Origin of the sequence: Nonomuraea sp. NPDC005983 (assembly GCF_040614375.1) — a bacterium.
GTDB lineage: Bacteria > Actinomycetota > Actinomycetes > Streptosporangiales > Streptosporangiaceae > Nonomuraea.
Genome location: NZ_JBEXUP010000135.1, coordinates 1 through 23,226 on the forward strand (window position 1 = coordinate 1; position 23,226 = coordinate 23,226).

The 23,226-nt window shown below is 72.2% G+C and carries 20 protein-coding genes and 1 pseudogene; 9 read left to right on the forward strand and 12 right to left on the reverse strand.

Annotated features, from left to right (window positions below; translation table 11 throughout):
- Together ABZ297_RS37665 and clpX are read left to right on the forward strand one after the other, a co-directional pair.
- Positions 1-242 (forward strand): cytochrome P450 (locus tag ABZ297_RS37665; RefSeq protein WP_355356497.1); only part of this gene is annotated, 242 nt, incomplete at its 5' end.
- Positions 243-307: 65 nt separating this feature from the next.
- Positions 308-1,588, forward strand: a complete 1,281-nt coding sequence (gene clpX, locus ABZ297_RS37670) for an ATP-dependent Clp protease ATP-binding subunit ClpX (protein ID WP_355356499.1) — start codon at positions 308-310, stop codon at positions 1,586-1,588.
- A gap of 131 nt (positions 1,589-1,719) precedes the next feature.
- On the opposite strand, the gene ABZ297_RS37675 is transcribed toward clpX, so the two are convergent.
- On the reverse strand, positions 1,720-2,112 hold the full coding sequence (locus tag ABZ297_RS37675; protein ID WP_355356501.1) for a cupin domain-containing protein: 393 nt from the start codon (positions 2,110-2,112) through the stop codon (positions 1,720-1,722).
- Between the two features lie 52 nt (positions 2,113-2,164).
- On the opposite strand from ABZ297_RS37675, the gene ABZ297_RS37680 reads away from it, so the two are divergent.
- Positions 2,165-3,160, forward strand: coding sequence for a helix-turn-helix domain-containing protein (locus ABZ297_RS37680; RefSeq protein WP_355356503.1), 996 nt, complete (start codon positions 2,165-2,167; stop codon positions 3,158-3,160).
- A gap of 64 nt (positions 3,161-3,224) precedes the next feature.
- On the opposite strand, the gene ABZ297_RS37685 is transcribed toward ABZ297_RS37680, so the two are convergent.
- Positions 3,225-3,527 (reverse strand): DUF952 domain-containing protein, encoded by a 303-nt coding sequence (locus ABZ297_RS37685; RefSeq protein WP_355356505.1) that lies wholly within the window; start codon positions 3,525-3,527, stop codon positions 3,225-3,227.
- Entirely contained in the window at positions 3,524-4,078 is a 555-nt protein-coding gene (locus ABZ297_RS37690; RefSeq protein WP_355356507.1) for a GNAT family N-acetyltransferase, read from the reverse strand. The genes ABZ297_RS37685 and ABZ297_RS37690 overlap by 4 nt, the downstream gene beginning before the upstream one ends.
- 192 nt (positions 4,079-4,270) lie before the next feature.
- Here ABZ297_RS37690 and ABZ297_RS37695 point away from each other — a divergent pair, with 192 nt between their 5' ends.
- Positions 4,271-5,245, forward strand: a complete 975-nt coding sequence (locus ABZ297_RS37695; protein ID WP_355356509.1) for a radical SAM protein — start codon at positions 4,271-4,273, stop codon at positions 5,243-5,245.
- A 95-nt stretch (positions 5,246-5,340) separates the two neighbouring features.
- Here ABZ297_RS37695 and ABZ297_RS37700 read toward each other — a convergent pair whose 3' ends face one another.
- The 4 genes from ABZ297_RS37700 to ABZ297_RS37715 are packed head-to-tail and all read right to left on the reverse strand — an operon-like array spanning position 5,341 to position 9,743.
- Positions 5,341-6,267, reverse strand: coding sequence for a D-ribose ABC transporter substrate-binding protein (locus tag ABZ297_RS37700; RefSeq protein ID WP_355356511.1), 927 nt, complete (start codon positions 6,265-6,267; stop codon positions 5,341-5,343).
- Between the two features lie 14 nt (positions 6,268-6,281).
- Positions 6,282-7,250, reverse strand: coding sequence for an ABC transporter permease (locus ABZ297_RS37705; protein ID WP_355356513.1), 969 nt, complete (start codon positions 7,248-7,250; stop codon positions 6,282-6,284).
- A complete protein-coding gene (locus ABZ297_RS37710; RefSeq protein ID WP_355356515.1) occupies positions 7,240-8,742 on the reverse strand; it encodes a sugar ABC transporter ATP-binding protein in 1,503 nt (500 codons plus the stop codon). The genes ABZ297_RS37705 and ABZ297_RS37710 overlap by 11 nt, the downstream gene beginning before the upstream one ends.
- Positions 8,739-9,743: a LacI family DNA-binding transcriptional regulator gene (locus ABZ297_RS37715; protein ID WP_355356517.1), complete on the reverse strand. Its 1,005-nt coding sequence runs from the start codon at positions 9,741-9,743 to the stop codon at positions 8,739-8,741. Before ABZ297_RS37715 ends, ABZ297_RS37710 begins: the two co-directional genes overlap by 4 nt.
- 95 nt (positions 9,744-9,838) lie before the next feature.
- On the opposite strand from ABZ297_RS37715, the gene ABZ297_RS37720 reads away from it, so the two are divergent.
- Positions 9,839-10,339, forward strand: coding sequence for a GNAT family N-acetyltransferase (locus ABZ297_RS37720; RefSeq protein ID WP_355356519.1), 501 nt, complete (start codon positions 9,839-9,841; stop codon positions 10,337-10,339).
- On the opposite strand, the gene ABZ297_RS37725 is transcribed toward ABZ297_RS37720, so the two are convergent.
- A complete protein-coding gene (locus ABZ297_RS37725; RefSeq protein WP_355356521.1) occupies positions 10,336-11,520 on the reverse strand; it encodes an Ig-like domain-containing protein in 1,185 nt (394 codons plus the stop codon). The genes ABZ297_RS37720 and ABZ297_RS37725 overlap by 4 nt on opposite strands.
- Positions 11,521-11,733: 213 nt before the next feature.
- Positions 11,734-13,941, reverse strand: coding sequence for an ATP-dependent RecD-like DNA helicase (locus ABZ297_RS37730; protein ID WP_355356523.1), 2,208 nt, complete (start codon positions 13,939-13,941; stop codon positions 11,734-11,736).
- A gap of 200 nt (positions 13,942-14,141) precedes the next feature.
- On the opposite strand from ABZ297_RS37730, the gene ABZ297_RS37735 reads away from it, so the two are divergent.
- A complete protein-coding gene (locus tag ABZ297_RS37735) occupies positions 14,142-15,473 on the forward strand; it encodes a serine hydrolase domain-containing protein (RefSeq protein ID WP_355356525.1) in 1,332 nt (443 codons plus the stop codon).
- A 77-nt stretch (positions 15,474-15,550) separates the two neighbouring features.
- Here the strand turns inward: ABZ297_RS37735 and ABZ297_RS37740 are convergent, their stop codons facing one another.
- Positions 15,551-16,783: an epoxide hydrolase family protein gene (locus ABZ297_RS37740; RefSeq protein WP_355356527.1), complete on the reverse strand. Its 1,233-nt coding sequence runs from the start codon at positions 16,781-16,783 to the stop codon at positions 15,551-15,553.
- Between the two features lie 63 nt (positions 16,784-16,846).
- On the opposite strand from ABZ297_RS37740, the gene ABZ297_RS37745 reads away from it, so the two are divergent.
- Both ABZ297_RS37745 and ABZ297_RS37750 read left to right on the forward strand, forming a co-directional pair.
- A complete protein-coding gene (locus ABZ297_RS37745; RefSeq protein ID WP_355356529.1) occupies positions 16,847-17,821 on the forward strand; it encodes a YafY family protein in 975 nt (324 codons plus the stop codon).
- Between the two features lie 62 nt (positions 17,822-17,883).
- On the forward strand, positions 17,884-21,069 hold the full coding sequence (locus ABZ297_RS37750; RefSeq protein ID WP_355356531.1) for a BTAD domain-containing putative transcriptional regulator: 3,186 nt from the start codon (positions 17,884-17,886) through the stop codon (positions 21,067-21,069).
- A gap of 31 nt (positions 21,070-21,100) precedes the next feature.
- On the opposite strand, the gene ABZ297_RS37755 is transcribed toward ABZ297_RS37750, so the two are convergent.
- Positions 21,101-21,910: an ABC transporter permease gene (locus ABZ297_RS37755; RefSeq protein WP_355356533.1), complete on the reverse strand. Its 810-nt coding sequence runs from the start codon at positions 21,908-21,910 to the stop codon at positions 21,101-21,103.
- Entirely contained in the window at positions 21,907-22,854 is a 948-nt protein-coding gene (locus ABZ297_RS37760) for an ATP-binding cassette domain-containing protein (RefSeq protein WP_355356535.1), read from the reverse strand. Before ABZ297_RS37760 ends, ABZ297_RS37755 begins: the two co-directional genes overlap by 4 nt.
- Before the next feature lie 183 nt (positions 22,855-23,037).
- On the opposite strand from ABZ297_RS37760, the pseudogene ABZ297_RS37765 reads away from it, so the two are divergent.
- Positions 23,038-23,226 (forward strand): annotated as a pseudogene (locus tag ABZ297_RS37765) (hypothetical protein); the annotation flags it as partial.

The window sequence follows — 23,226 nt, forward strand, 5'->3', positions numbered from 1 at the left end:
CGCGCGTGTTCGCCGACCCCGACCGGCTCGACGTCGGCCGGGCCCCGGGATCGGCGGGGCACCTCGGCTTCGCCCACGGGCCGCACTTCTGCCCCGGCGCCTCGCTGGCCCGCGTGCAGACCGAGGTGGCGCTCACGGCGCTGCTGAGCCGCTTCCCCGGCCTGAAGCCCGCCTCCCAGGACGCGGCACGCGTCCCCGACCCGGGCACCTGGCGCCTGGCCGCGCTGCCCGTCACCCTCTGACAGCCGGACCCGAACCCACCGCGCCGCCTCGCGGCCCGAGCAACCGTTGAAGGAGACGTTTCCGAGTGGCACGCACCGGTGGCGCGAACCTGCTGACGTGCACGTTCTGCGGCAAGAGCCAGGAACAGGTCAACAAGCTCATCGCCGGACCCGGCAGCATCTGCATCTGCGACGAGTGCGTCGGCCTGTGCAACGAGCTCATCGAGGAGGAACGCGGCGAGGCCGCGGCGGAGGAGAAGCGGGAGCTGCCCCGGCCGCGCCAGATGTACGACTTCCTCGAGCAGTACGTCGTCGGGCAGGAACGCGCCAAGAAGGCGCTGTCGGTGGCGGTCTACAACCACTACAAGCGCGTCCGGTACGGCAGGGCGCAGCACCCGGCGCAGGAGGAGGCGGTCGAGCTCGGCACGTCCAACATCCTGCTGATCGGCCCGACAGGCTCCGGCAAGACCTACCTGGCCCAGACCCTGGCCCGGATGCTCGACGTCCCGTTCGCCATCGCCGACGCCACCACCCTCACCGAGGCCGGTTACGTCGGCGAGGACGTCGAGAACATCCTGCTCAAGCTGATCCAGGCGGCCGACTACGACATCGCCAAGGCCGAGAGCGGCATCGTCTACATCGACGAGATCGACAAGATCGCCCGCAGGGGCGAGAACCCGTCGATCACCCGCGACGTCTCCGGCGAGGGGGTCCAGCAGGCGCTGCTGAAGATCCTGGAGGGCACGACCGCCAGCGTGGCGCCGCAGGGCGGCCGCAAGCACCCGCAGCAGGAGTTCATCCAGATCGACACCACCAACGTGCTGTTCGTCGTCGGCGGGGCGTTCGCCGGCCTGGAGCAGATCGTCGAGCAGCGCATCGGCCACAGGGGCGCCGGTTTCGGCGCCACCCTCGGCACCGGCCAGGACGAGGAGGACGTCCTGGCCCACGCCATGCCCGAGGACCTGCTGAAGTTCGGGCTGATCCCGGAGTTCGTCGGCCGCCTGCCGGTGGTGGCGAGCCTGCGGCCGCTGGACCGCCGGGCGCTGACGCGCATCCTCACCGAGCCGCGCAACGCGCTCGTCAGGCAGTACCACAGGCTCTTGGAGCTCGACGGCGTCGAGCTGGAGTTCACCGGCGACGCGATCGACGCGATCGCCGAACTGGCCCTGCTGCGCCGCACCGGCGCCCGAGCGGCCCGCGCCATCGTCGAGGAGGTCCTGCTCAACGTGATGTACGAGGTGCCCAGCCGCGACGACGTGGCCCGAGTCGTGGTCGACCGCGCCAGCGTCCTCGACAACGTCAACCCGACGCTGGTGCCGCGCGAGCTGCCCGGCCGCGCGCGGCAGCGCCGCGACAGGTCCGCCTGACCCGGCTGGGGAATCGCCGCCGGAGCCGGCGAAGAGGGTGAGCGGCACCGCCTCGCGGACGGCCACGGCGACGAGGGGGACGACAGGGTGATCGACCTGCTCGCGCCCCCGCTTGCGGCTCCGGTGGCCGCTCAGGTGAGGTCGTGGCCGGTGGTGGCGTCGACGTGGCCGGGGACCTCGTCGTGCCGGTCGCCCACGCTCAGGGTGCCGGTCGGCTCGAACATGAGGATCGAGGCCCCGTCGGCGGACGACGGCTTGTGCTCGACGCCGCGCGCGACGACGTACACCGAGCCGGCAGGCAGGGTGACCACCCGTTCCCCGGCGGCCTCCCGCAGGGCGATGGTCAGCTCGCCGGACAGGACCAGGAAGAACTCGTCGGTGTGGTCGTGGGCGTGCCAGACATGCTCGCCGGCGACCTTGGCGACGCGGACGTCGTAGTCGTTGACGCGGGCCAGGATGCGGGGGCTCCACAGCTCGGAGAAGGTGGCCAGCGCGGAGTCGATGTCGATCGGGTTCTCGTTCACCCTGCCATGGTCGCCGTTCGCCGCCTCACGCCGTGAGTGCTAGGAATTGCATATGTCGCGTGAATCCTCGCACCAGGACCGGCCGCACCAGGTCGTCGCGATCGTCGACGAGGGGTCCAACCCGTTCGAGCTGGGAGTCGCCACCGAGCTGTTCGGGCTGCGCCGCCCCGAGCTGGGCCGGCCGTGGTACGACTTCACGCTCTGCTCCCCCACGCCGGACGTGCGGATGCACCGCGGCATCTTCACGATGGCGGGCGTCGCCGGGCTGGAGGCCGTCGACGACGCCGACACGCTGATCGCGCCCAACCGGCCCGATCCCGAGGTCGAACCGGCTCCGGAGGTGCTGGAGGCCGTACGGCGGGCCGCCGGGCGCGGCGCCCGGCTGGTCAGCTTCTGCACCGGCACGTTCACCCTGGCCGCCGCCGGAGTGCTGGACGGCCGCCGCGCGACCACGCACTGGCGGTGGGCGGAACTGTTCGCCGCTTGTCACCCGGCGGTCCGCCTCGAACCCGACGTGCTGTTCGTGGACGACGGCGACGTGCTCACCGCCGCGGGCAGCGCGGCGGCGCTCGACCTCGGCCTGCACCTGATCCGCCTCGACCACGGCGCCGAGGTGGCGAACGCCGTCAGCCGCCGCCTGGTCTTCGCCGCGCACCGGGACGGCGGCCAGCGCCAGTTCATCGAACGGCCGATCCCCGCGATCCCCGACGCGTCCCTGGCGCCCGTGCTCGCCTGGGTACAGGAGCGGCTGCACGAGCCCCTCGCCGTGGCCGACCTGGCGGCACGCGCCGCGGCCAGCCCGGCGACGCTGCACCGCCGCTTCCGGGTCGAGCTCGGCACCACGCCGCTGGCGTGGCTGACCGCCGAGCGGGTCGCGCACGCCTGCCGGCTGATCGAGCGTGGCGAGGTCCAGCTCGACGCGGTGGCACGGGCCAGCGGGCTCGGAACCGCCTCCAACCTGCGGGCCCAGATGCTGCGGCGTACCGGCCTCACCCCTTCCGCCTACCGCCACCGGTTCGGACCGGCGCGGCGGCCGCAGGCGGGCTGATCGCGGGCAGCCGGCAAATCGTGGTCGGCGCTCATTGCCAGGCGGATGGTCCCGGCACCCGGTGCTAGCGGAGCGCCTCGTACGGGGTGACCGCGGTGACCGAGGCGAGCGGCAGCGGCCCGTACAGGTGGGGGAAGCCGCCCTCGACGCGCACGTCCAGGCCGGCGGGGTCGATGCGCAGGACGACCAGCGGCTCGGTGACGTCGGCGTAGAAGCCGGCGTGCACGGTGCGCAACTGGTCGGCGTCGCGGCTGCAGTGGATGAAGCCGACCTGGTCGAGGGTGTGGCCGAGGGTGGAGACGCGGTACTCCCCCGCCGGCTGGGCGGCGGCCCAGTCGGCGGCCACGGCCAGATGCAGGATGCTCATGGGGTCCACTCGGACTCGAGCATGGCGTAGATGACCTCGGAGGCCCATTCGCCCTTGACCTGCTCGTTGTCGACGAGGTGCGCCTCGCGGCGCATGCCGAGCTTCTCCAGGACGCGGGCGGAGGCGCCGTTGCGGGCGTCGAGCCGGCCGACGACGCGGTGCAGGGCGAGCCCCTCGAAACCGAGGCGGAGCATCTCGCGGGCGGCTTCTGGGGCGTAGCCGTGGCCGTGGTGGGCGGGGTTCAGGACATAGCCGATCTCGCCCTGGCGGCGCTCCTTGCTGGTCCAGATGAGGAGGCAGTTCCCGATCACCTCGCCGCTGTCGCGCAGGGTGATGGCCAGGTCGATGGCGTCACCCTCGTCGAGCAGCGCGACCCTGGTGATCTTCTTGTCGAGGAAGGTGCGTACCGTGTCGAGGTCGCGGGCCTCCCAGTACAGGTAGCGGGCGACCTCGGGCAGCGACTCGTAGGCGTGCAGCGCGGGCAGGTCCTCGGGGGTGAAGGGGCGCAGGACCAGCCTGTCGGTGGTGATCGGATAATGGGGTTTGAGCACGCACGCAGTGTAGAGAACCGTCATTCCGGATGCGATGCGTTTTTCGCCGATACCTTCGGCTTAGGCCCTGTCCCAGGTGACCGGGATGAAAGCGGCAGGGCACGGCGTCGACATCGCCATGCGCGGCCTGCGAGCCTTGTGACACCCCCTCCGGGGCGTGGTGTCGGCGGAATCGCTTGAAAAGGCAGTCGAATGCGTGTTCCACTGGACCGCGTGGGTTGGGACGCGCTTCCGCTTGTCGACGCCGCAGACGAACGCCCGCTGATCGAGCGGCGGGCCGTGCTGCGCGGCGGGTTCTACGAGGCGCAGGCCCGCACGATGATCGAACGGGTGCCGCAGGTGGCGGGCATCGGCCAGCGCTGGGCGGTCTCCCCTTACCGAGGCTGCGCCAACGCCTGCCGCGGCTGCGGCGCCCGCGCCGGCCACCGCAAGCTCGGCCTCGACGCCGGGCGCGACTTCGACACCCGCATCGTGGTCAAGCCGAACGCGGTCGAGCGGCTGCGCGCCGAGCTTGCCCGCTGGAGCGGCGAGCCGCTCGCCGTCGGCGTGTCCGGCGACTGCTACCAGCCCGCGGAGCAGACCTACCACCTGATGCCGGGCCTCATCGCCGCGCTCGGCGAGGCAGCCGTGCCGTTCACCGTCTACACCAAGAGCCCGCTCGTGCTGCGTGACGCCGCGCTGCTGGCGCAGGCGGGGGCGCAGGTGGCGGTGTCGATCGCGTTCGTCGACGAGCGCATCCGCCGTGCCGTCGAGCCGGGCGCGGTCGGCGCGCAGGCCCGGCTGGAGCTGGTCGCCGCGCTGGTGGAGGCCGGGGTCGACTGCCGGGTGCTGATGGCGCCGGTGCTGCCGCTGCTCAGCGACGCCGCCGACCAGCTCGCGGCGACCGTCCGCAGGATCGCCGCGACCGGGGCCCGCGCCGTGGAGCCGGTCGTGCTGCGCCTGCCGCCCGCCACGCGGACGTGGTACCTGGAGTGGCTGGCGCAGGCGCACCCCCACCTGGTGCAGCGCTACGAGGAGCTGTACGACCGCGCGGGCCTGCCCGCCGAAGGCTACGAGCGGCGCATCACCGGGCAGATCGCCCAGCTGTGCCAGACCTACGGCCTGCACGCCGGGCCTCCGGCCCCCACGCCGCACGAGCCCCGCTACCCCCAGCTGGCGCTCGTCTGACCCGCTCGAGGCGCGGCATCGGCAGCCGCGCCCGGACGGACGGACCTGGCGGGCCCCCGTCAGCCGCCAGGCCCGGTGCCGCGGGTTCCCGAACGTCAGGACGTCTGGAACTGCGTGGCGTTCGCCTTGGTGGCGACCTTCACCGGCACCGCCACCGTCTTGTCGACGCTCTCCCCCTTGGCGGCCCTGACCGCGGCGTCGAGCGCCTGCTGGCCCAGGAGCCTGGGCTGCTGGGCGACGGTCGCGGCCAGCGTGCCCGCCTCGACGGCCTTGAGCCCGTCGGGAGTGCCGTCGAAGCCGACGACCTTGACCTGGCTGCCCGCCCTGCCGCCGAGCGCCTTGATCGCGCCGAGCGCCATCTCGTCGTTCTCGGCGAACACGCCGGTGATGTTCGGGTGCGACTGCAGCAGGTTGGTCATCACGTCCAGGCCCTTGGCGCGGTCGAAGTCGGCCGGCTGCTTGGCCACGACCTGGATGCCGGGGTAGGCCTTGATGCCGTCGGCGAAGCCCTGGCCGCGGTCGCGGGAGGCCGAGGTGCCCGGCGTGCCCTGCAGCACCACCACCACGCCCTTCTCACCGAGCTGCTTGGCCAGCTCCTGGGCGGCCTGCTTGCCGCCCGAGACGTTGTCGGAGGCGACGGTCTGGGTCACCTCGGCGCCGTTGATGCCGCGGTCGGCGGCGACGACCGGGATGTCGGCGCGGTCGGCCGCCTTGACCGCGGGCGCCGCGGCGTCGGAGTCGACCGGATTGATGATGATCGCCTTCATCGCCTGGCTGGTGAAGTTCTGGACCTGGTTCACCTGCTGGGAGGCGTCGTTCTGGGCGTCGGTGACGGTGAGCTGGACGCCGAGCCTGCTCGCCTCGGCCTGCGCACCGTCGCGCAGCTGGACGAAGTACGGGTTGTTCAGCGTCGACACCGACATGCCGATCTTGACGTCGCCAGAGGCGCCGCCGTTGGAGCCGCAGGCGGCCAGGCCGAGCGTGAGAGCGGCACCCGCTATGACGATTGCGGAAATCCGCATGGTGTTGTCCCTTTCTAGTTCGTTCCCCTGCGGCGCAGGGTGTCGACGAGGACCGCCAGGGCGATCACGACGCCGATCACGACCTGCTGCCAGAACGCCGATACCGACAGCAGGTTCAGGCCGTTGCGCAGCACGGCCAGGATGAGCGCGCCGACGAAGGTGCCCAGCGCGCGGCCCTTGCCGCCCGACAGGCTGGCGCCGCCGATGACGACTGCGGCGATCGCGTCGAGTTCGTAGCCGGCCGCGGCCTGCGGCTGGGCCGAGGCCAGGCGGCTTGCGAGCACGATACCGGCCACCGCGGCGAACGCCCCCGACAGCGCGTAGGTGACGAGCTTCTGCCGGTTGACCTTGATGCCGGACAGGCGGGCGGCCTCCTCGTTGCCGCCGATGGCGTACATGGCGCGCCCGGGATAGGTGCGGTTGAGGATGACGGCCGCCACGACGCCCATGACGATCATGACGATGACGGGGATCGGCAGGTAGCGGCCGAGGGTGTCGCCGAGGTGGGAGACGGCCTCGGGCATCGCGATGGGGCTGCCCTGGGAGATGACCAGCGCCAGGCCGCGCGCGACGCCGAGCATGGCCAGGGTGGCGATGAACGGCGGCAGCTTGCCGTAGGCGATGAGGGAGGCGTTGACCAGCCCGCAGGCCACGCCGACCGCCAGGGAGACGACGGTGGCCAGCGGCCAGGGCAGGCCGGCGTGAGTCGCGGTCCAGGCCAGGGTGATCGCCGACAGGGCGGCCACCGAGCCGACCGACAGGTCGATGCCGCCGGTGACGATGACGAACGTGGCGCCGAAGGCGAGGATGGCGGTGACGGCGGCCTGGACGCCGACGTTGAGCAGGTTGGTCGGGCTGAGGAAGTCCGCCGACAGCAGCGACAGCGCCACGACCAGCGCGACGAGGGCGACCAGGGCACCGTTCTCGGCCAGCCAGGCGGCGGCCGGTGCGCGCCGGACGAGTGCGGTGGTGTTACTGGACACGACTTGCCTCCACGTCGGTGACCGCCAGCTCCATGACCGCGTCCTGGGTGGCCTGGGCGGCGGGCAGCTCGCCGACGAGCCGCCCGCGGGCCATGACCAGGATCCGGTCGCTCATGCCGAGGATTTCCGGCAGGTCACTGGAGATCATGAGGACCGCGCGGCCCGAGTCGGTCAGCGCGTTGATGAGCTGGTAGATCTCGACCTTGGCGCCGACGTCGATACCGCGCGTCGGCTCGTCGAGGATGAGGACGCCGGCTTCGGCGACGAGCCACTTGCCGATGACGACCTTCTGCTGGTTGCCGCCTGACAGGGTGCGGACCTCCTGGTCTAGGCCGGTCATGCGGATGGCGAGCTGTTCGGCGACCTTGGCGGCGGCGCGCCGCTGGGCGCGCAGGTCGACGAACCCGGCGCGGGTCGCCCGGCGCAGGGTGACCAGGCCGAGGTTGGCGGCGACGTCGTCGCCGAGCACCAGCCCCTGCCCCTTGCGGTCTTCCGGGACGAGCCCGAGCCCGGCGCGCATGGCGGCGTGGACGTCCGCGCGGGCGAGGGTTTCGCCCCGGACGCTGACCTGGCCGGAGTCGTAGCGGTCGGCCCCGAAGACGGCTCTGGCCACCTCGGTGCGCCCCGCGCCGACGAGCCCGGCCACGCCGACGACCTCGCCGGCGCGCACCTCGAAGGAGACGTCGTCGAAGGCGCCCCTGCGGCTGAGCCCCCGCACGGTCAGCAGCGCCTCGCCCACCTCGGCGGGCCGGCGGGGGAACTGCTGGTCGATGGGGCGGCCGACCATCAGCCGGATGAGCTCGTTCTGGGGAGTGTCGGCGGCGACCTCGGCCACCGAGCGGCCGTCGCGCAGGACCGTGACCCGGTCGCCGATCTCGGCGATCTCCTCCAGGTGGTGGGTGATGAACACGACGGCCACGCCGGCGTCGCGCAGCTGGCGCACGATGGCGAAGAGCCTGTCGACCTCGCCGGTGGTCAGCACCGCGGTGGGCTCGTCCATGATCAGGATGCGGGCGTTGAGCGCGAGCGCCTTGGCGATCTCGACCATCTGCATGCGGGCGATGCCGAGGCCGGCGATGGGAGTGGCGGGGTCGACGTCGACGCCGACGCGGGCCAGCAGCTCGGCGGCCTGGCGGCGCATGGCGCGGGTGTCGACGAAGCCGAACCTGCGCGGCGGCCGCCCGAGCGCCAGGTTCTCGGCGACGGTGAGCTGCGGGACGAGGTTGAACTCCTGGTAGATGGTGGCGATGCCGAGCCGCTGGGCGGTGCGGGCGTCGCGGATGTCGACCGGCTGCCCGTCGAGGAGGACGCGGCCCTCGTCGGGGTGGTGGGCGCCGGACAGCATCTTGATCAGCGTGCTCTTGCCGGCGCCGTTCTCGCCCAGCAGGACGTGCACCTCGCCGGGCCGCAGTGTCAGGTCGACTCCGTCGAGGGCCTGCACGCCGGGGAAGCTCTTGCGCAGGCCCTCCGCTCTGAGGATCTCCTGGGTCACCTCATGATCCCTTTCCGCTGGCACGACTGGCGAATCACCAGACGCGCAGGTAGGACGGCTGATGGGGCCGGCTGGTGGCGGACGCGACGCAGCAGCAGCTGCACGGCGCGCCGTCCCATCTCGGCGGTCGGCTGGGCGATGGCCGTGATGGGCGGCTCGATGTGCCGGAACCAGGTGACGTCGTCGAAGGAGGCGACGGCCACGTCACGGGGGATGCGCAGCTTCCTGGCGCGGATCTCCTCCAGGCCGCCGAGCGTCATCAGGTTGTCGCCGAAGAAGATGGCGTCGGGAGGCGTGGGCAGGTCGAGCAGCTCGGCGGTGATGCTCCGGCCGCTGCCTTCGCGGAAGTCGCCGTACCGGACGTACTCGGGGGGCGCGGTCAGGCCGGCCGCGCTCAGGGCGTCGGTGAAGGCGCGGGTGCGTTCGCGTCCGGTCGACAGCGTCGACGGCCCGGAGGCGAGCGCGATGTGCCGGTGGCCCTGCTCGTGCAGGTGCTTGACGAGCTCGGTGATGGCGGCCGAGCCGTCGGAGCGCACGCACGGCACGTCCAGGCCGTCGATGGTGCGGTCGAGGAAGACCAGCGGCGCGCCCGCCTCGGCCAGCTGCTGCACCAGCGGGGTCAGCTCGGCGGTCGGGCAGATGAGCAGCCCGTCGACGCGCTGTTCGAGCAGGGTGCGCACGTAGTGGTCCTGCTCGTCGGCGCGCTCGTCGGCGTTGCCCATGACGACGGTGAAGCCCTCGCGGCGGGCCTCGTCCTCCACGCTTCTGGCCAGCTCGGTGAAGAAGGGGTTGAGGATGTCGCCGATGATCAGGCCGAGGGTGCGGGTGGCGGTGGTGCGCAGCGAGCGGGCCACCGCGTTGGGCACGTAGTTGAGCGCCGCCATCGCGTCGTGCACGCGGCGGCGGGTGTCGTCGGTGACCGACGGGTGGTCGTTCAGGACGCGTGAGACCGTGGCGACGGACACTCCCGCGTGCGCGGCCACGTCCTTGATGCGCGCCATCGGCCCCTCCGCTCCCGATCATGTAATCGATTACATCGGCAGCATATGTAATCGATTACATGGTCACAAGTGCCCCAAGCCCTAGACTTCCGGACATGAAGATCCGCGAGGGGGACGGCCGGGACGTGGCCGCCGTGCTGGACATGTTCGACGGCGCCGTGGCCTGGCTGGTGTCGCAGGGCCGCAACGGGCAGTGGGGCAGCGAGCCGTTCAGCGGCGACGCCAAGCGCGTCGCGCAGGTCACCGGCTGGGCCGAGGGCGATGGCATGCGTATCGCCGAGATCGACGGCCTGCCCGCAGGCTGCGTGGTCGTCGGCGCGGCGAACCACTATGTCAAGCCCGCCACCGAGCCGGAGCTGTACGTCCAGGCGCTGGTCACCGACCGTCACCACGCCGGGCGCGGCGTGGGCGCGGCGCTGCTGGCCTGGGCCGAGCAGGAGGCCGTGGCCCGCGGGGTGGGCCTGCTGCGCGTCGACTGCTACGCCGGCGACGACGGCCGCCTGATCGCCTACTACGAGAGCCGCGGATTCACCCGGGCCGAGCCGTTCACCGTCGGCTCCTGGCCCGGGATGCTCCTGCACAAGCGGCTGGGCTAGAGCGCGCTGCCCTTCTTCCACTGGGAGAAGGGCAGCTGCCAGAAGCCCCAGCCGTTGTTCCACTCCAGCGCGCGGGTGGTGCCGACGATGTCGACGACGTCACCGCGCTGGAAGTTGTCGTAGAACCACTTGGCCTGGTCGGGCCGGGAGTTGATGCAGCCGTGGCTGACGTTGCGCACACCCTGCGCCCAGACGTTGTCCTTGGCGTGGACGTACTCGCCGGAGTTGGAGATCCGCACGGCGTGGTTGATCATCACGTCGTAGTAGCCCGGGTCGCCCTTCTTGCGGCCCGGCGAGATCATCCGCACCGGGTTGCCGCGCTCCATCGTCAGGTGAACGCCGGAGGTGGTGGTGTACTCGCGGGTGGTGGCCATCCCGGCGCTGATGCGCATCGTCTGCACGCGCTTGTTGTCGCGGTAGACGTACATCATGTGCTTCTTGGCGTCCACCTTGCTGATCACCCTGGCGCCGATCTTCAGGGTGGTGTCGTAGTCCTCGACACCGTACAGGCCCTTGCCGCCCTTGACGCCGGTCAGGCGGGCGTTGAAGGTGACCTTCTGGTGGGCCGGCCAGTACTTGGCGGTTCGGTAGATGACGACCGTGTCGTTGATCCACCGCCAGGCGCCGTCCACGGGCTTCTCCGACTCGACCTCCAGCGCCTGCTCCACCGACGCCTTGTCGGAGACCGGCTGGTTGAAGGTGACGATGATCGGCGCCCCCACGCCGACCGTCTCCCCCTTGGCGTTCGGCGTGACGTCGGCGACCTTCAGCTCCCGCTCGGGCGTCTGCGTCTTGAACGTGGCCGCGGCGCTGGTCGGCCCCGACTTGGCCGAGACGTTGTAGCTGCTGGACGGCTTGAGCGGGCCCTTGGAGACCCACTTGGTCTTGTCCGCGCTGTACTTGCCCTGGACCTGGCTCCCGCCACCCTCGACGACGACCTCGTCCAGCGTGCCGCCGGCGGCCGTCACCACGATCTTCTTCTCCGGGCTGACCTTCGCACTGCCCTGTGCGGGCGTTATCTTGATCGTCGGCGCCTGCGGCGTCTGCGGCGTGGACGCCTCCGCAGCGGCCGCGTCGCCAGTGCCGGGCTTCCCGCCGCCCGAGCACGAAGCCGTCAGGGTGGCCGCGGTCAGCAGCGCCAGTCCCGCAACAGGCTTCTTCCAACGGGGCGCAACGTTCAACTCAGTCCTCTCCCCCATTACAGCAATCTGCCCTTAAAAACCTTAATGCTCCTGCATGTAAGACGCAGAATCATTTGGGAGAGTTCGGTCACATTTCGGTCACTTGCTGCATCCAGCCCCAGGTCAACCAGGGGTAACGAGGGCCGGTCAGACGGCCCGTCGCCGAAACGGCAGCGCTAACGCGAGCCGCGGCGCGGAAAGCAGGAATCGGCCTCAGCGCTGTGACAGGCGGTGGGTGAGGCTGGTGTGGCGGCGTCCGGCGCCCTTGGTGCGCACGGCCTGCGCCAACGCCCGCCGCGAGCCGACGATCACCACCAGTTTCTTGGCGCGGGTGATCGCGGTGTAGAGCAGATTGCGCTGCAACATCATCCAGGCGCTGGTGGCCAGCGGGATGACCACGGCCGGGTACTCGCTGCCCTGCGAGCGGTGGATGGACACCGCGTAGGCGTGAGCCAGCTCGTCCAGCTCGTCGAAGGCGTAGTCGACGTGCTCGTCCTCGTCGGTCAGCACGGTGAGCTTGTGCTCGTCCGGACGGATGTCGACCACGATGCCCACCGTGCCGTTGAACACCCCGGCCGCGCCCTTGTCGTAGTTGTTGCGCAGCTGGGTGACCTTGTCGCCGACGCGGAAGACCCGCCCGCCGTAGCGTCGCTCGGGCAGGTCCTCCCTGCCCGGCGTCAGCGCCTCCTGCAGCGCGATGTTCAACGACCCCGCGCCCGCCGCGCCGCGGTGCATCGGAGCCAGCACCTGCACGTCGCGGCGCGGGTCGAGGCCGAACTTGCGGCGGATGCGCCGGGACACCACGTCCACGGTCAGCGCGGCGATCTCCTCCGGCTCCTCGCACGGGAACAGGAAGAAGTCCGTCATCCCCTCCAGGGCCGGGTGACGGCCGGTGTTGACGCGGTGCGCGTTGACCACCACGCCCGACTCCTGGGCCTGGCGGAAGATCTGGGTCAGCCGCACGCGGGGCACGTCGGCCGCGCCGAGCAGGTCCTTGAGCACCTCGCCCGCACCCACCGAGGGCAGCTGGTCGACGTCGCCCACGAACAGCAGGTGCGCGCCCGGCGCGACGGCCTTGACCAGCTTGTTGGCCAGCAGCAGGTCCAGCATGGACGCCTCGTCGACCACCACCAGGTCGGCGTCGAGCGGGTTGTCGCGGTCGAAGGTGGCCTCCCCGCCGGGACGCAGCTGCAGCAGCCGGTGCACGGTAGTGGCCTCGTGCCCGGTCAGCTCGGCCAGCCGCTTGGCGGCCCGGCCGGTCGGGGCGGCCAGGATCACCCGGGCGCGCTTGGCGCGGGCCAGCAGCACGATGGAGCGGACGGTGAAGCTCTTGCCGCAGCCGGGGCCGCCGGTCAGCACGGCCACCTTCTCCGTCAGCGCCAGCCGGACCGCCTGGCGCTGCTCGGTGGCCAGCTCGGCGCCCGTCTGGCCGTGCAGCCAGCTCTCGGCCCGCTCCCAGTCGACGTCAGCGAACGCCTTCAACCGGTCGTGCCCCGAGCGCAGCAGCGACAGCAGGCCGGAGGCCAGCGACAGCTCGGCGCGGTGGAAGGGCGGCAGGTAGACGGCGGGCACGACGTTGTCGCCCGCGGGGATCTCCTCGCGCACCACCCCCTCCTCGCCGACCAGCTCCTCCAGGCAGGTGGCGATCAGCTCGGCCGGCACCTCGAGGATCTTGACGGCGTCGCCGACCAGGTTGGGGGCGGGCAGATAACAGTGGCCGTCGTCGGCCGCCTGCGAGAGCGTGTAGCGCAGGCCCGCCTTGACGCGTTCCGGGCTGTCGTGCGGGATGCCGACGGCCTGGGCGATGGTGTCGGCGGTCTTGAAACCGATGCCCCACACGTCGTCGGCCAGCTTGTACGGCTGGCTCCTGACGACGGAGACGGAGCTCTCGCCGTACTGCTTGAAGATGCGCACCGCGATCGAGGTGGACACCCCGACCCCCTGCAGGAAGATCATCACCTCTTTGATGATCTTCTGCTCCTCCCAGGCGGCCGCGATCATCTTGGTCCGCTTGGGACCCAGCCCCGGCACCTCGACCAGGCGCTGCGGCTCCTGCTCGATCACCTCCAGGGTGCCGGTGCCGAAGTGGTCGACGATCCGCTCGGCCATCTTCGGGCCGATGCCCTTGATGAGGCCCGAACCCAGGTAACGGCGGATGCCCTGCACCGTGGCCGGCAGCACCGTGGCGTACGACCACACCTCGAACTGCCTGCCGTAGCGCGGGTGTGACGTCCAGCGGCCGGTCAGTCGTAGCGACTCGCCGACCTGCGCTCCCAGCAGCGGCCCCACCACCGTCAGCAGCTCCGCGCCGGACCGGTCGGTCGCCACCCGCGCGATGGTGTAGCCGGTCTCCTCGTTGGCATAGGTGATGCGCTCGAGGACGGCATCCAGCACGCTGCCTGGGGGACGCTCCTGAGCCATGGGCAGCATTCTGCCGCAACCGGCAGCCGCGATCATCGCCGTGCGGGTCCCCGCCAGCCGGAGCGGCCCCGATTTCGGGCCTTCCCCGCGTCCCGCGCGCTGTAAGACAGGCGCGGGGCCCGAAGCAGCCGACGGGGAGAGACCTGCATGAGCTGATCGGGTCCGAGCTGATCCCCCTGTGACGGCTACGCTTGGCACCCATGAACCAGGTGGGTGAGACGACGGCGCGGGCGCTGCTGCGCAGGCTGGCCGTCGAACAGGCCGAGTGCAGGGTGCCGTCGCTGACGGCCGCGATCGTCCGCGACGGCGAACTGGCGTGGTTCGGCGGGCGCGGCCGCATCGGCGGCCTCCCGCCGACGGCCGAGACGCAGTACCGGCTCGGGTCCATCACCAAGAGCCTGGTGGCCGCCGTCGTGCTGCGGCTGCGCGACGAAGGACGGCTCGACCTGCTCGACCCCCTCGACAAGCACGTGCCGGGCACCCCGTTCGGCGACGTCACCCTGGCCCAGCTGCTGTCGCACACCGCCGGGATCAGCGCCGAGCCGCCCACCGACTGGTGGGAGCGCACCCCCGGCCTGCCCGCCGCCGACCTGCTCGCCCGGCTGGAGCCCGGCCATCGCAAACACCGGCCGGGCCGCCGCTACCACTACTCCAACACCGGCTTCGCGCTGCTCGGCGAGGTCGTCGCCCGGCTGCGCGGCGTGCCCTGGCTGCGGGCCGTCCAGGACGAGGTGCTCGACCCGCTCGGTATGACCGGCACCACCGCGCGCCCGCGCGCACCCCACGCCTCCGGGTACGCCGTGCACCCGTTCGCCGACGTCCTGCTGCCGGAGCCCGAGCACGACGCCCAGGCCATGGCGCCCGCCGGGCAGCTCTGGTCCACCCCGCTCGACCTGGCCCGCTGGGCCGCGTTCATCGCCGGCGACACCGGCGGCGTCCTGTCCCCTGCAACCGTCGCAGAGATGCGCGAACCCGCCACCGTCAACGACGGCGACGCCTGGACCAGCGGCTACGGGCTGGGCCTGCAACTCACCCGGCACGCCGGCCGCCGCCTGGCCGGGCACACCGGCTCCATGCCCGGCTTCCAGGCCACCGTCTGGGCCGACCCCGCTGACCGGATCGGCGTGCTGTTCATGGCCAACATCACCTCCGGCCTGTCCGACAGCCTGCTGACCGACCTGCTGGCCATCCTGGACGAGCACGAGCCCCGCCTGCCTGACGAGTGGCGGCCCGCCGCCGCCGACCCCGATCTGCTGGCCCTGACCGGTCTGTGGCACTGGGGCTCGACCCCCTACGTGCTGCGCCTGCTGCCCCAGCGCGGCCTGTCGCTCACGCCGGTGTCAGGCAAGGGACGCATCTCCCGGTTCGTCCCGCAGGACGACGGCACCTGGCTCGGCCTCGACGGCTACTACGCGGGCGAGACGCTGCGCGTGGGGGCCGACCACCTCGACCTCAACACGTTCATCTTCACCCGTACCCCCTACGATCCTTCCGCCCCCGTTCCGGGCGGCGTCGAGGAGTGGCAGGCCTGAACGCGCCTCCGCGCCGCACGGGCGGTCCGTGCGGCGCGGCCGCGAGTTCCCTGGATGGCGTAGCTCAGGCGGCCATTTCAGCGCACCGTCCGGAAGAACTCGCGAACGTCGGCGACCAGCAGGTCCGGCGCCTCCATCGCGAGGAAGTGGCCGCCCTTGTCGAGTTCGGTCCAGTGCACGACGTTGTGGTCGCGCTCCGCCCAGGGGCGGACGGTCACGTCGTGGGTGGAGACCAGCACGCCGGTCGGCACCGTCCCGCGCTGGTACGATGCCCAGCCGTCCGCGCCCTCGCCCCCGTCTGTGCCGCCCGCGCCGCCGCCCGTGTCGCCGTCGGCCGTGCTCCAGTCGGTCACGCTCCAGCCGGTCGCGGAGATCTCCTCGTAATAGACCTGCGCCGCCGAGCCGGCCGTGCCTGTCAGCCAGTACAGCGAGACGTCGGTCAGGATGCGGTCGCGGTCGACGCTGTCCTCGGGCAGCCCGTCTTCCGGGTCGGTGAGCTCCTTGAACTTCTCCACGATCCAGGCGAGTTGGCCGACGGGTGAGTCGTGCAGCCCGTAGGCCACCGTCTGCGGCCGCTTGGAGTTGCACTGCAGATAGCCGTCGTTGAAGTTCTGCATCGACTGCCAGCGCCGCTGCTCGGCCTCGGTGAGGCCGTCCATCTCGCCTTCGACCCCGATCGGGAAGGTGATCATGGCGTTGACGTGGACGCCCACAACGTGACCCGGGTCCTGCTCGCCCATCTCGGGGCCGACCCACGAGCCGGTGTCGTAGCCCTGGACGCCGTACCGTTCGTACCCGAGCCGGGACATCAGCCGCACGAGCAGCCCGGCCATCTTCGCGGGGCCCATGCCAGGCCCGGCCAGCGGCGTGGAGAACCCGAACCCGGGCAGCGACGGGATCACCAGGTGGAAGGCGTCGGCCGGGTCGCCGCCGTGGGCGCGGGGATCCGACAGCGGGCCGATGACGTCGAGGAAGTCCACGACGCCGCCCGGCCAGCCATGCAGCAGCATCAACGGTGTGGCGTCGGGCTCGGGCGAGCGCACGTGCAGGAAGTGGATGTTCTGCCCGTCGATGGCGCACTCGTACTGCGGGTGCTTGTTGATCTCCGCCTCGTGCAGCCGCCAGTCGTAGCCGGTGCGCCAGTACTCGGCAAGATCCTTGAGGTAGTCCAGCGGCACCCCCCGGTCCCAGCCGACGCCCGGCAACTCGTCCGGCCAGCGGGTGCTGGCCAGCCGCGCGTTGAGGTCGTCGAGCTGCGCCTGCGGAATATCGATGCGGAAAGGGCGAATGCCCTGCTGTGTGCTCGTCATGCGGACGACGCTAGGAGGCGGTTGGGACAGCTCCGGTCCCAAGTGTCCGGCACCCTTGGTGGCATGTTGGGGACCTCCGCACGACTGCTCAAACTGCTGTCGCTCCTGCAGATCCACCGCGACTGGTCCGGCGCCGAGCTCGCCGGGCGTCTGGGCGTCACCACGCGCACCATCCGCAGGGACGTGGAACGGCTGCGCGAGCTCGGCTACCCCGTGCAAGCCGACCGGGGCACCGCCGGTTACCGGCTGGGCGCCGGTGCGGCGCTGCCGCCGCTGCTCCTCGACGACGACGAGGCGGTCGCCGTGGCGGTCGGGCTGCGCACGGCGGCGGGCGGCTCGGTCGCCGGGATCGAGGAGACCTCGTTGCGGGCGCTCACCAAACTCGAGCAGGTTCTGCCGTCCCGGCTGCGACACCGGGTGAACACGCTGCACACGGCGACCGTCCGGGTCAACGCCGCCGGATCGGCCGTGAGCCCGGACACGCTGATGGCGATCGCCGACGCCTGCCGCCGCCATGAACACCTGCGCTTCGACTACTCCAGCCCTCGCGGCGGCGACACCGTCCGGTGCGTCGAGCCGCACAGCCTGGTCAGCTTCGTCCGGCACTGGTACCTCGTCGCCTGGGACACCGACCGCGGCGGATGGCGCACCTTCCGGGTGGACCGGATGACTCCGCGCACCCCGGCCGGCCCGCGGTTCGCGCCCAGACAGCCACCCGACGGCGACGTCGCGACCTACCTGGCACACCGGCTGTCGTCGCGAACCTGGCCGTTCCAGGCGACCGTCGTCCTGCACGAGCCCGCCGAAGCCGTCGCAGACCGGGTCTGGCCGGGCATGGGCGTCGTCGAGACCGTCGACGAGCACAGCTGTCTGCTGCACGTCGGCGCGGACACCCCTTCCGCGCTGGTCTGGATGATCACCTCTGTGGACGTCGACTTCACCCTCACCAGCGGCCCACCCGCACTCGCCGACGCCCTCCGCGCCCAGGCCGCCCGCTGCCTGCACGCCCTGGGAGGAGACTCCGGTCTGTCCGCTTGAGTCCCGGCCCCGAACGTCTTCCAGCGGGCGGGCGAGCCGCCGATCGGTGGCAGCATGGACGTGTGCGCGTGGGAATCCTGGGGCCGCTGGAGGTGGACGGACCCGCCGTCGGCGGAGCCCGGCTGCGCCGGCTGCTGGCACGGCTGGCGCTGGCGGCCGGGCAGGCCGTCACCGTCGAACAACTCACCCTGGCGCTGTGGCCGGACGACCAGCCCGGCGACCCCGCCAACGCCCTGCAGTCGCTCGTCTCCCGGCTGCGCCGCCTGCTGCCCGACCCCTCGGCGCTCGCCTCGACGCCCGGCGGCTACCGCCTCGACGCCGCCACCGACGCCCACGACTTCGACCGCCTCACCGCCCAGGCCCGCCGCGAAGGGAGCCCGGCTGAGCGGGCCCGCCTGCTGGACTCAGCCCTTCGCCTGTGGCGCGGCCCCGCCCTGGGCGAACTGGCCGGCGCCCCCTTCGCCGTCGGCTACGCCGCCCGGCTGGAGGAAGCCCGGCTGGCGGCCGTCGAAGAGCACGCCGAAGCCGAACTGGCCGCCATCACCCAGCTCTCCACCGCACGCGGCGGGCTCGCGGCGCTGATCGCCCGGCTCAGCGAGCTCACCGCCCGCCACCCGCTGCGGGAGCGACTGCACGCCACCCGCATCAAGGCCCTGCATGCGGCCGGGCGCGACGCTGAGGCGCTGGCCGCCTACGAGGAGGCCCGGCGCAGGCTCGCCGACGAGCTCGGCGCCGATCCCGGCCCCGAGCTCCGGGACATCCACCTGGCCCTGCTGCGTCCGGAGCCCGTCCGGCCGGCCCGCACCAACCTGCGCGCCCCGCTGACCAGCTTCGTCGGACGGGCCGGCGAGATCGACCGCATCCGCGCCCAACTCCGTCAGGGCCGCCTCGTCACACTGGTGGGCCCGGGTGGCGCGGGCAAGACGCGCCTGGCCACCACGGTCGCCGCGGCCCTCCTCCCCGCCCCACGCGAGGACAGCCCGAACACTGACGTCTCGCGCGGCGGGTGGTCGGCGGTGTGGCTGGTCGAGCTGGCCTCCGTACGCGATCCCCGTGACGTCCCTCAGGCGGTGCTGTCCGTGCTCGGGCAGGCGCCGCTGCTCGGTGGCCCGCGCGACACCATCGGGCGGCTGGTCGACGCGGTCGGCGCCGGTCAGGTGCTGCTCGTCCTCGACAACTGCGAGCACCTGCTCGACCCGGTCGCCCGCCTGGCGGAGGAACTGCTCGGCAGCTGCCCCCGGCTGCGGATCCTGGCCACCAGCCGCGAGCCGCTGGCCCTGGTGGGCGAGGCGCTCTGCCCGGTGCCGCCGCTGCCGCCCGACCCCGCCGTCGAGCTGTTCACCGACCGGGTGACCGCCGTGCAGCCCGGTTTCGCGCTCACCGGCGAGAACGAGGCCAGCGTGCGCGAGGTGTGCCGCCGTCTCGACGGTCTGCCGCTGGCCATCGAGCTGGCCGCCGCGCGGCTGCGCGCGCTGACGCTGGAGCAGCTCGCGTCCCGCCTGGACGACCGGTTCGTCCTGCTGACCGGCGGCAGCCGCACCGCGCTGCCCCGTCACCAGACGCTGCGCGCGGTGGTCGCCTGGAGCTGGGACCTCCTGGACGAGCCGGAACGCCGCCTCGCCGAACGGCTGGCCGTCTTCCCCGGCACCTTCGACCTCCCCGCCGCCGAGCACCTGGACAGCCTGGACGCCGGACGAGCAGGCGGCCCGTTCGAGGAGGGCACCGGGGCCACCGGGCACGGAGCCGCACCTTCTGGCGGCACGCTTGATCTGCTCGCCGCGCTGGTCGACAAGTCGTTGCTGCACGGCGACGGCCAGGGCCGCTACCGGATGCTGGAGACCATCCGGGAGTACGGGCTGGAGCGGCTGGCGGAGCGCGGGCACGCCGCGCCGGTGCGGGCCGCGCACGCCGCATACTTCCTGCGGTTCGCCGAGCGCGCCGAGCCGTTCCTGCGCACGGGCGAGCAGCTGGCCTGGATGGCGAAGCTGACCCGCGAGGAGGACAACGTGCTGGCCGCGCTGCACTTCGCGGTCGACACCGGAGACGCCGACACCGCGGTCAGGCTCGCCGCAGCGGCCAGCCAGTTCTGGACGAGCACCAGCAGGCGGATAGAGGCCGCCGAGTGGCTGCGCATGGCGCTGAGGGTGCCCGGCGACGCGCCCCTCGCCGCCAGAGCCGTGGCCACCGCCATGTGCCTGGTCAACAGCGCCACCGCCGGCGGGTTCGCCCGGCTGGACGACGTCGTGGAGGAGATGCGCGTCGTCGCGTCCGTCACCGACCTGGACCATCCGGTGCTGGCCCTGCTGGAGCCCGCGCTGGCGCTGTTCACCGACAGCACCGAGCACGGCCTGCGCGTCATCCAGGACCGGCTGGAGCATCCCGACCCGTGGGCGCGCGGGGTGCTGCGCATGATCAGGGCCGCCATCCTGGAGAACGACGGCGACATGGCGGGCTCCCGCGCCGACCTGGTCATCGCCGTCGAGCAGCTCAACCAGGTGGGCGAGCGGTGGGCGCTCAGCATGGCGTTGACCTCGCTGGCCGAGACGCACTCGGTGTTCGGCGACTTCGACGGCGCGATCGGCGCGCTGCGCCGGGCGATCGTGCTGATCCAGGAGCTGAACGCCGGCGACGACGCGGGCCACCAGCGCGTCAGCCTGGCCACGTGCTACCTGTGCAAGGGCGATGTGCGTCAGGCGCGGGCCGAGCTGATGCGGATGGTCGAGGCGGGCGAGGACGAGATGGCCGCCCGCAACGTCTCCTTCGCCCGGCTCGGGCTCGGTGACCTGGCCCGCCTGGAAGGCGACCTGGACGAGGCGGCCCGCCAGTACGCGCGCGCCCACGAGCTGATAGGCGACGCCTCGTTCGTCGCGCCGCAGTTCCGCGCCCTGGTGCTGGTCGCCAGAGCGCATCTCGCAGTCGCGCTCGCCGACCCCGCCACCGCCGCGGCCCTTGTCGAGCGCGCGGTGGAGCTGGCGCTGGAGGCCATGGACATGCCGGTCGTCGGCCGGATCGGGGTGGCCGGCGCGGCCGTGGCCGCAGCCGACGGCGATCAGCGCCGTGCGGCCGTCCTGCTGGGCATGGCCCACGGGCTGCGCGGTGCCCCCGACATGCTCAATCCCGACATCGCACGCCTGGCCGAGCGGCTGCGGGCCACGCTGGGGCCCTGCGAGTACGGCAAGGCCTACGACGAAGGCCGCGACGCCGACCGGGAGCAGGCCCTGGCCCTGGTACGCCACCCGCGTCGCTGACGCCGCCCCGTGTGCCGTGCCGGGCAGGCGATCAGGCGCGTCGCCGGTAGGCGCGCACCGCCAGAGGCGCGAAGACGGCCAGGAACACCAGTCCGGAGACCAGCGTCCAGGTCACCGAGCTGCCGACCGGGCCGCCGAGCATGAGCGCGCGTGAGGCGTCCATGGCGTGGTTGACCGGGTTGACGTCCAGCCACGCCTGCAGCCAACCCGGCAGCGTACCCTTCGGCGTGATCATGCTGGTGCCGAAGGTGAGCGGGAAGAGCACCAGGAAGGCCATCCCCTGCACCCCGCCCGGCTCCCGCATCAGCACTCCGAGCAGCACGAACGCCCAGCTGAGGCAGAACGCGAAGTACACGGTCAGCAGGCAGGCGCCCAGCGCCGACAGCGGGTCGGTGCCGATGCGGAACCCCAGCGCGTAACCGAAGCCCAGCAGCACCACGATCGCCACCAGGTAGCGGATCAGGTCGCCGAGCACCGAGCCGATCAGCGGCGCGGAGCGGGCGATGGGCAGGCTGCGGAAACGGTCGAAGACGCCCTTCTTGATGTCGGTGTTGAGGTTGACGCCGGTGGCCATGCCGCCGAACATCACCGTCTGCACCAGGATCGCGGGCAGCAGGAACTGCAGGTAGTCGTGGGTGTTGCCGGAGACGGCGCCGCCCAGCAGGAAGACGTAGATGACGACGAAGATGACCGGCTGCAACGTCACGTCGAGGAGTTGCTCGGGGGTGCGCAGGGTCTTGACGACGCTGCGCCCGGCCAGCGCGAGGCTGTGCCTGGCCAGGCCGAAAGGGCGCTTGCGCAGGCGGGCGGGGGCAGCGGTGCGTTCCGCGGTCAGCGTCATGCCGCCGCCTCCTGTTCTGCGTGGTGGCCGGTCAGGGTGAAGAAGACCTCGTCCAGGCTGGGCAGGCGCAACGACAGCTCGGTGGCCGCGATGCCGGCCGCGTCGAGCCTGCGCACGATCTCGGTGAAGGCGGCGTCGCCCTCGACCGGGACCGTGGTCACGCCGCGTCCCGGCGACTCGGCCGGACGTCCGGCCACAGCGGCGATGACGGCGGCCGCCTCCTCCAGGCGCGACGCGTCGGCCGGGCGTACGAGCACGGTCTGGCCGCCGACGACCCGCTTCAGCTCGGCGGGAGTGCCGTGGGCGATGACCCTGCCATGGTCGATCACGGAGATCTCGTCGGCCAGCGCGTCGGCCTCCTCCAGGTACTGGGTGGTCAGCAGGACGGTGACGCCGTCGGCGACCAGGCCGCGGATGATGTTCCACACGTCCTCGCGCTTGGCCGGGTCCAGGCCGGTGGTCGGCTCGTCCAGGAAGATCACCTCGGGGCGGCCGACCAGGCTGGCGGCCAGGTCCAGGCGGCGGCGCATGCCTCCGGAGTAGGTGCTCGCCCGCCGGTCGGCGGCCTCGGCCAGGCCGAAGTCCGCCAGCAGCTGCGCCGCCCTGGCCTTGGCGTCACGGCCGCGCAGGTCCAGGAGCCGTCCGATGAGGACGAGGTTCTCGGTGCCTGTCAGGCCTTCGTCCACCGAGGCGTACTGGCCGGTCAGGCCGATGAGGCGGCGCACCTGCGAGGGGTGACGGGCCACGTCCAGGCCGCCCACGCGGGCCCGGCCCTCGTCGGCGCGCAGCAGCGTGGCCAGGATGCGTACCGCCGTCGTCTTGCCCGCGCCGTTGGGGCCGAGCACCCCGAGGACCGTGCCCTGCGCGGCCGACAGGTCGATGCCGTCCAGGGCGGTCGTCGTGCCGAAGCGTTTGACCAGCCCTTCTGCTTCGAATGCGTTCATGGGCCCATCGTCGGGTGGGCCGCTGTCAGTTCCCGCACAGATCGCTGTCAGCGCGCCGGCCCCGCCGCCAGCCCTGCCGCCAGTTCTGCGGCGGGGCCTGGCGGCAGCGCCCCGTGCAGCAGTTCCACGCGGTGCACCAGGCGCGGCACGGCCCTCCAGACACGCCGGCGACGGGTGGTGCGGTTGGCCGAGCTGCCCGGCCACCCGTTCTTCCTGGCCACGCTGTTCCAGCCGGAGCTGTGGGGGGATGGGCGGCGTCCCCACCCCGTCGTCCCGGCCTTCGCCATCACCTGGCTGTCGGTCGCGCTCGCCATGGTCACCAAGAACGTGGCCACGGCCAGCAACCTGCCGATGCCGCTGATGCTGCTGCCG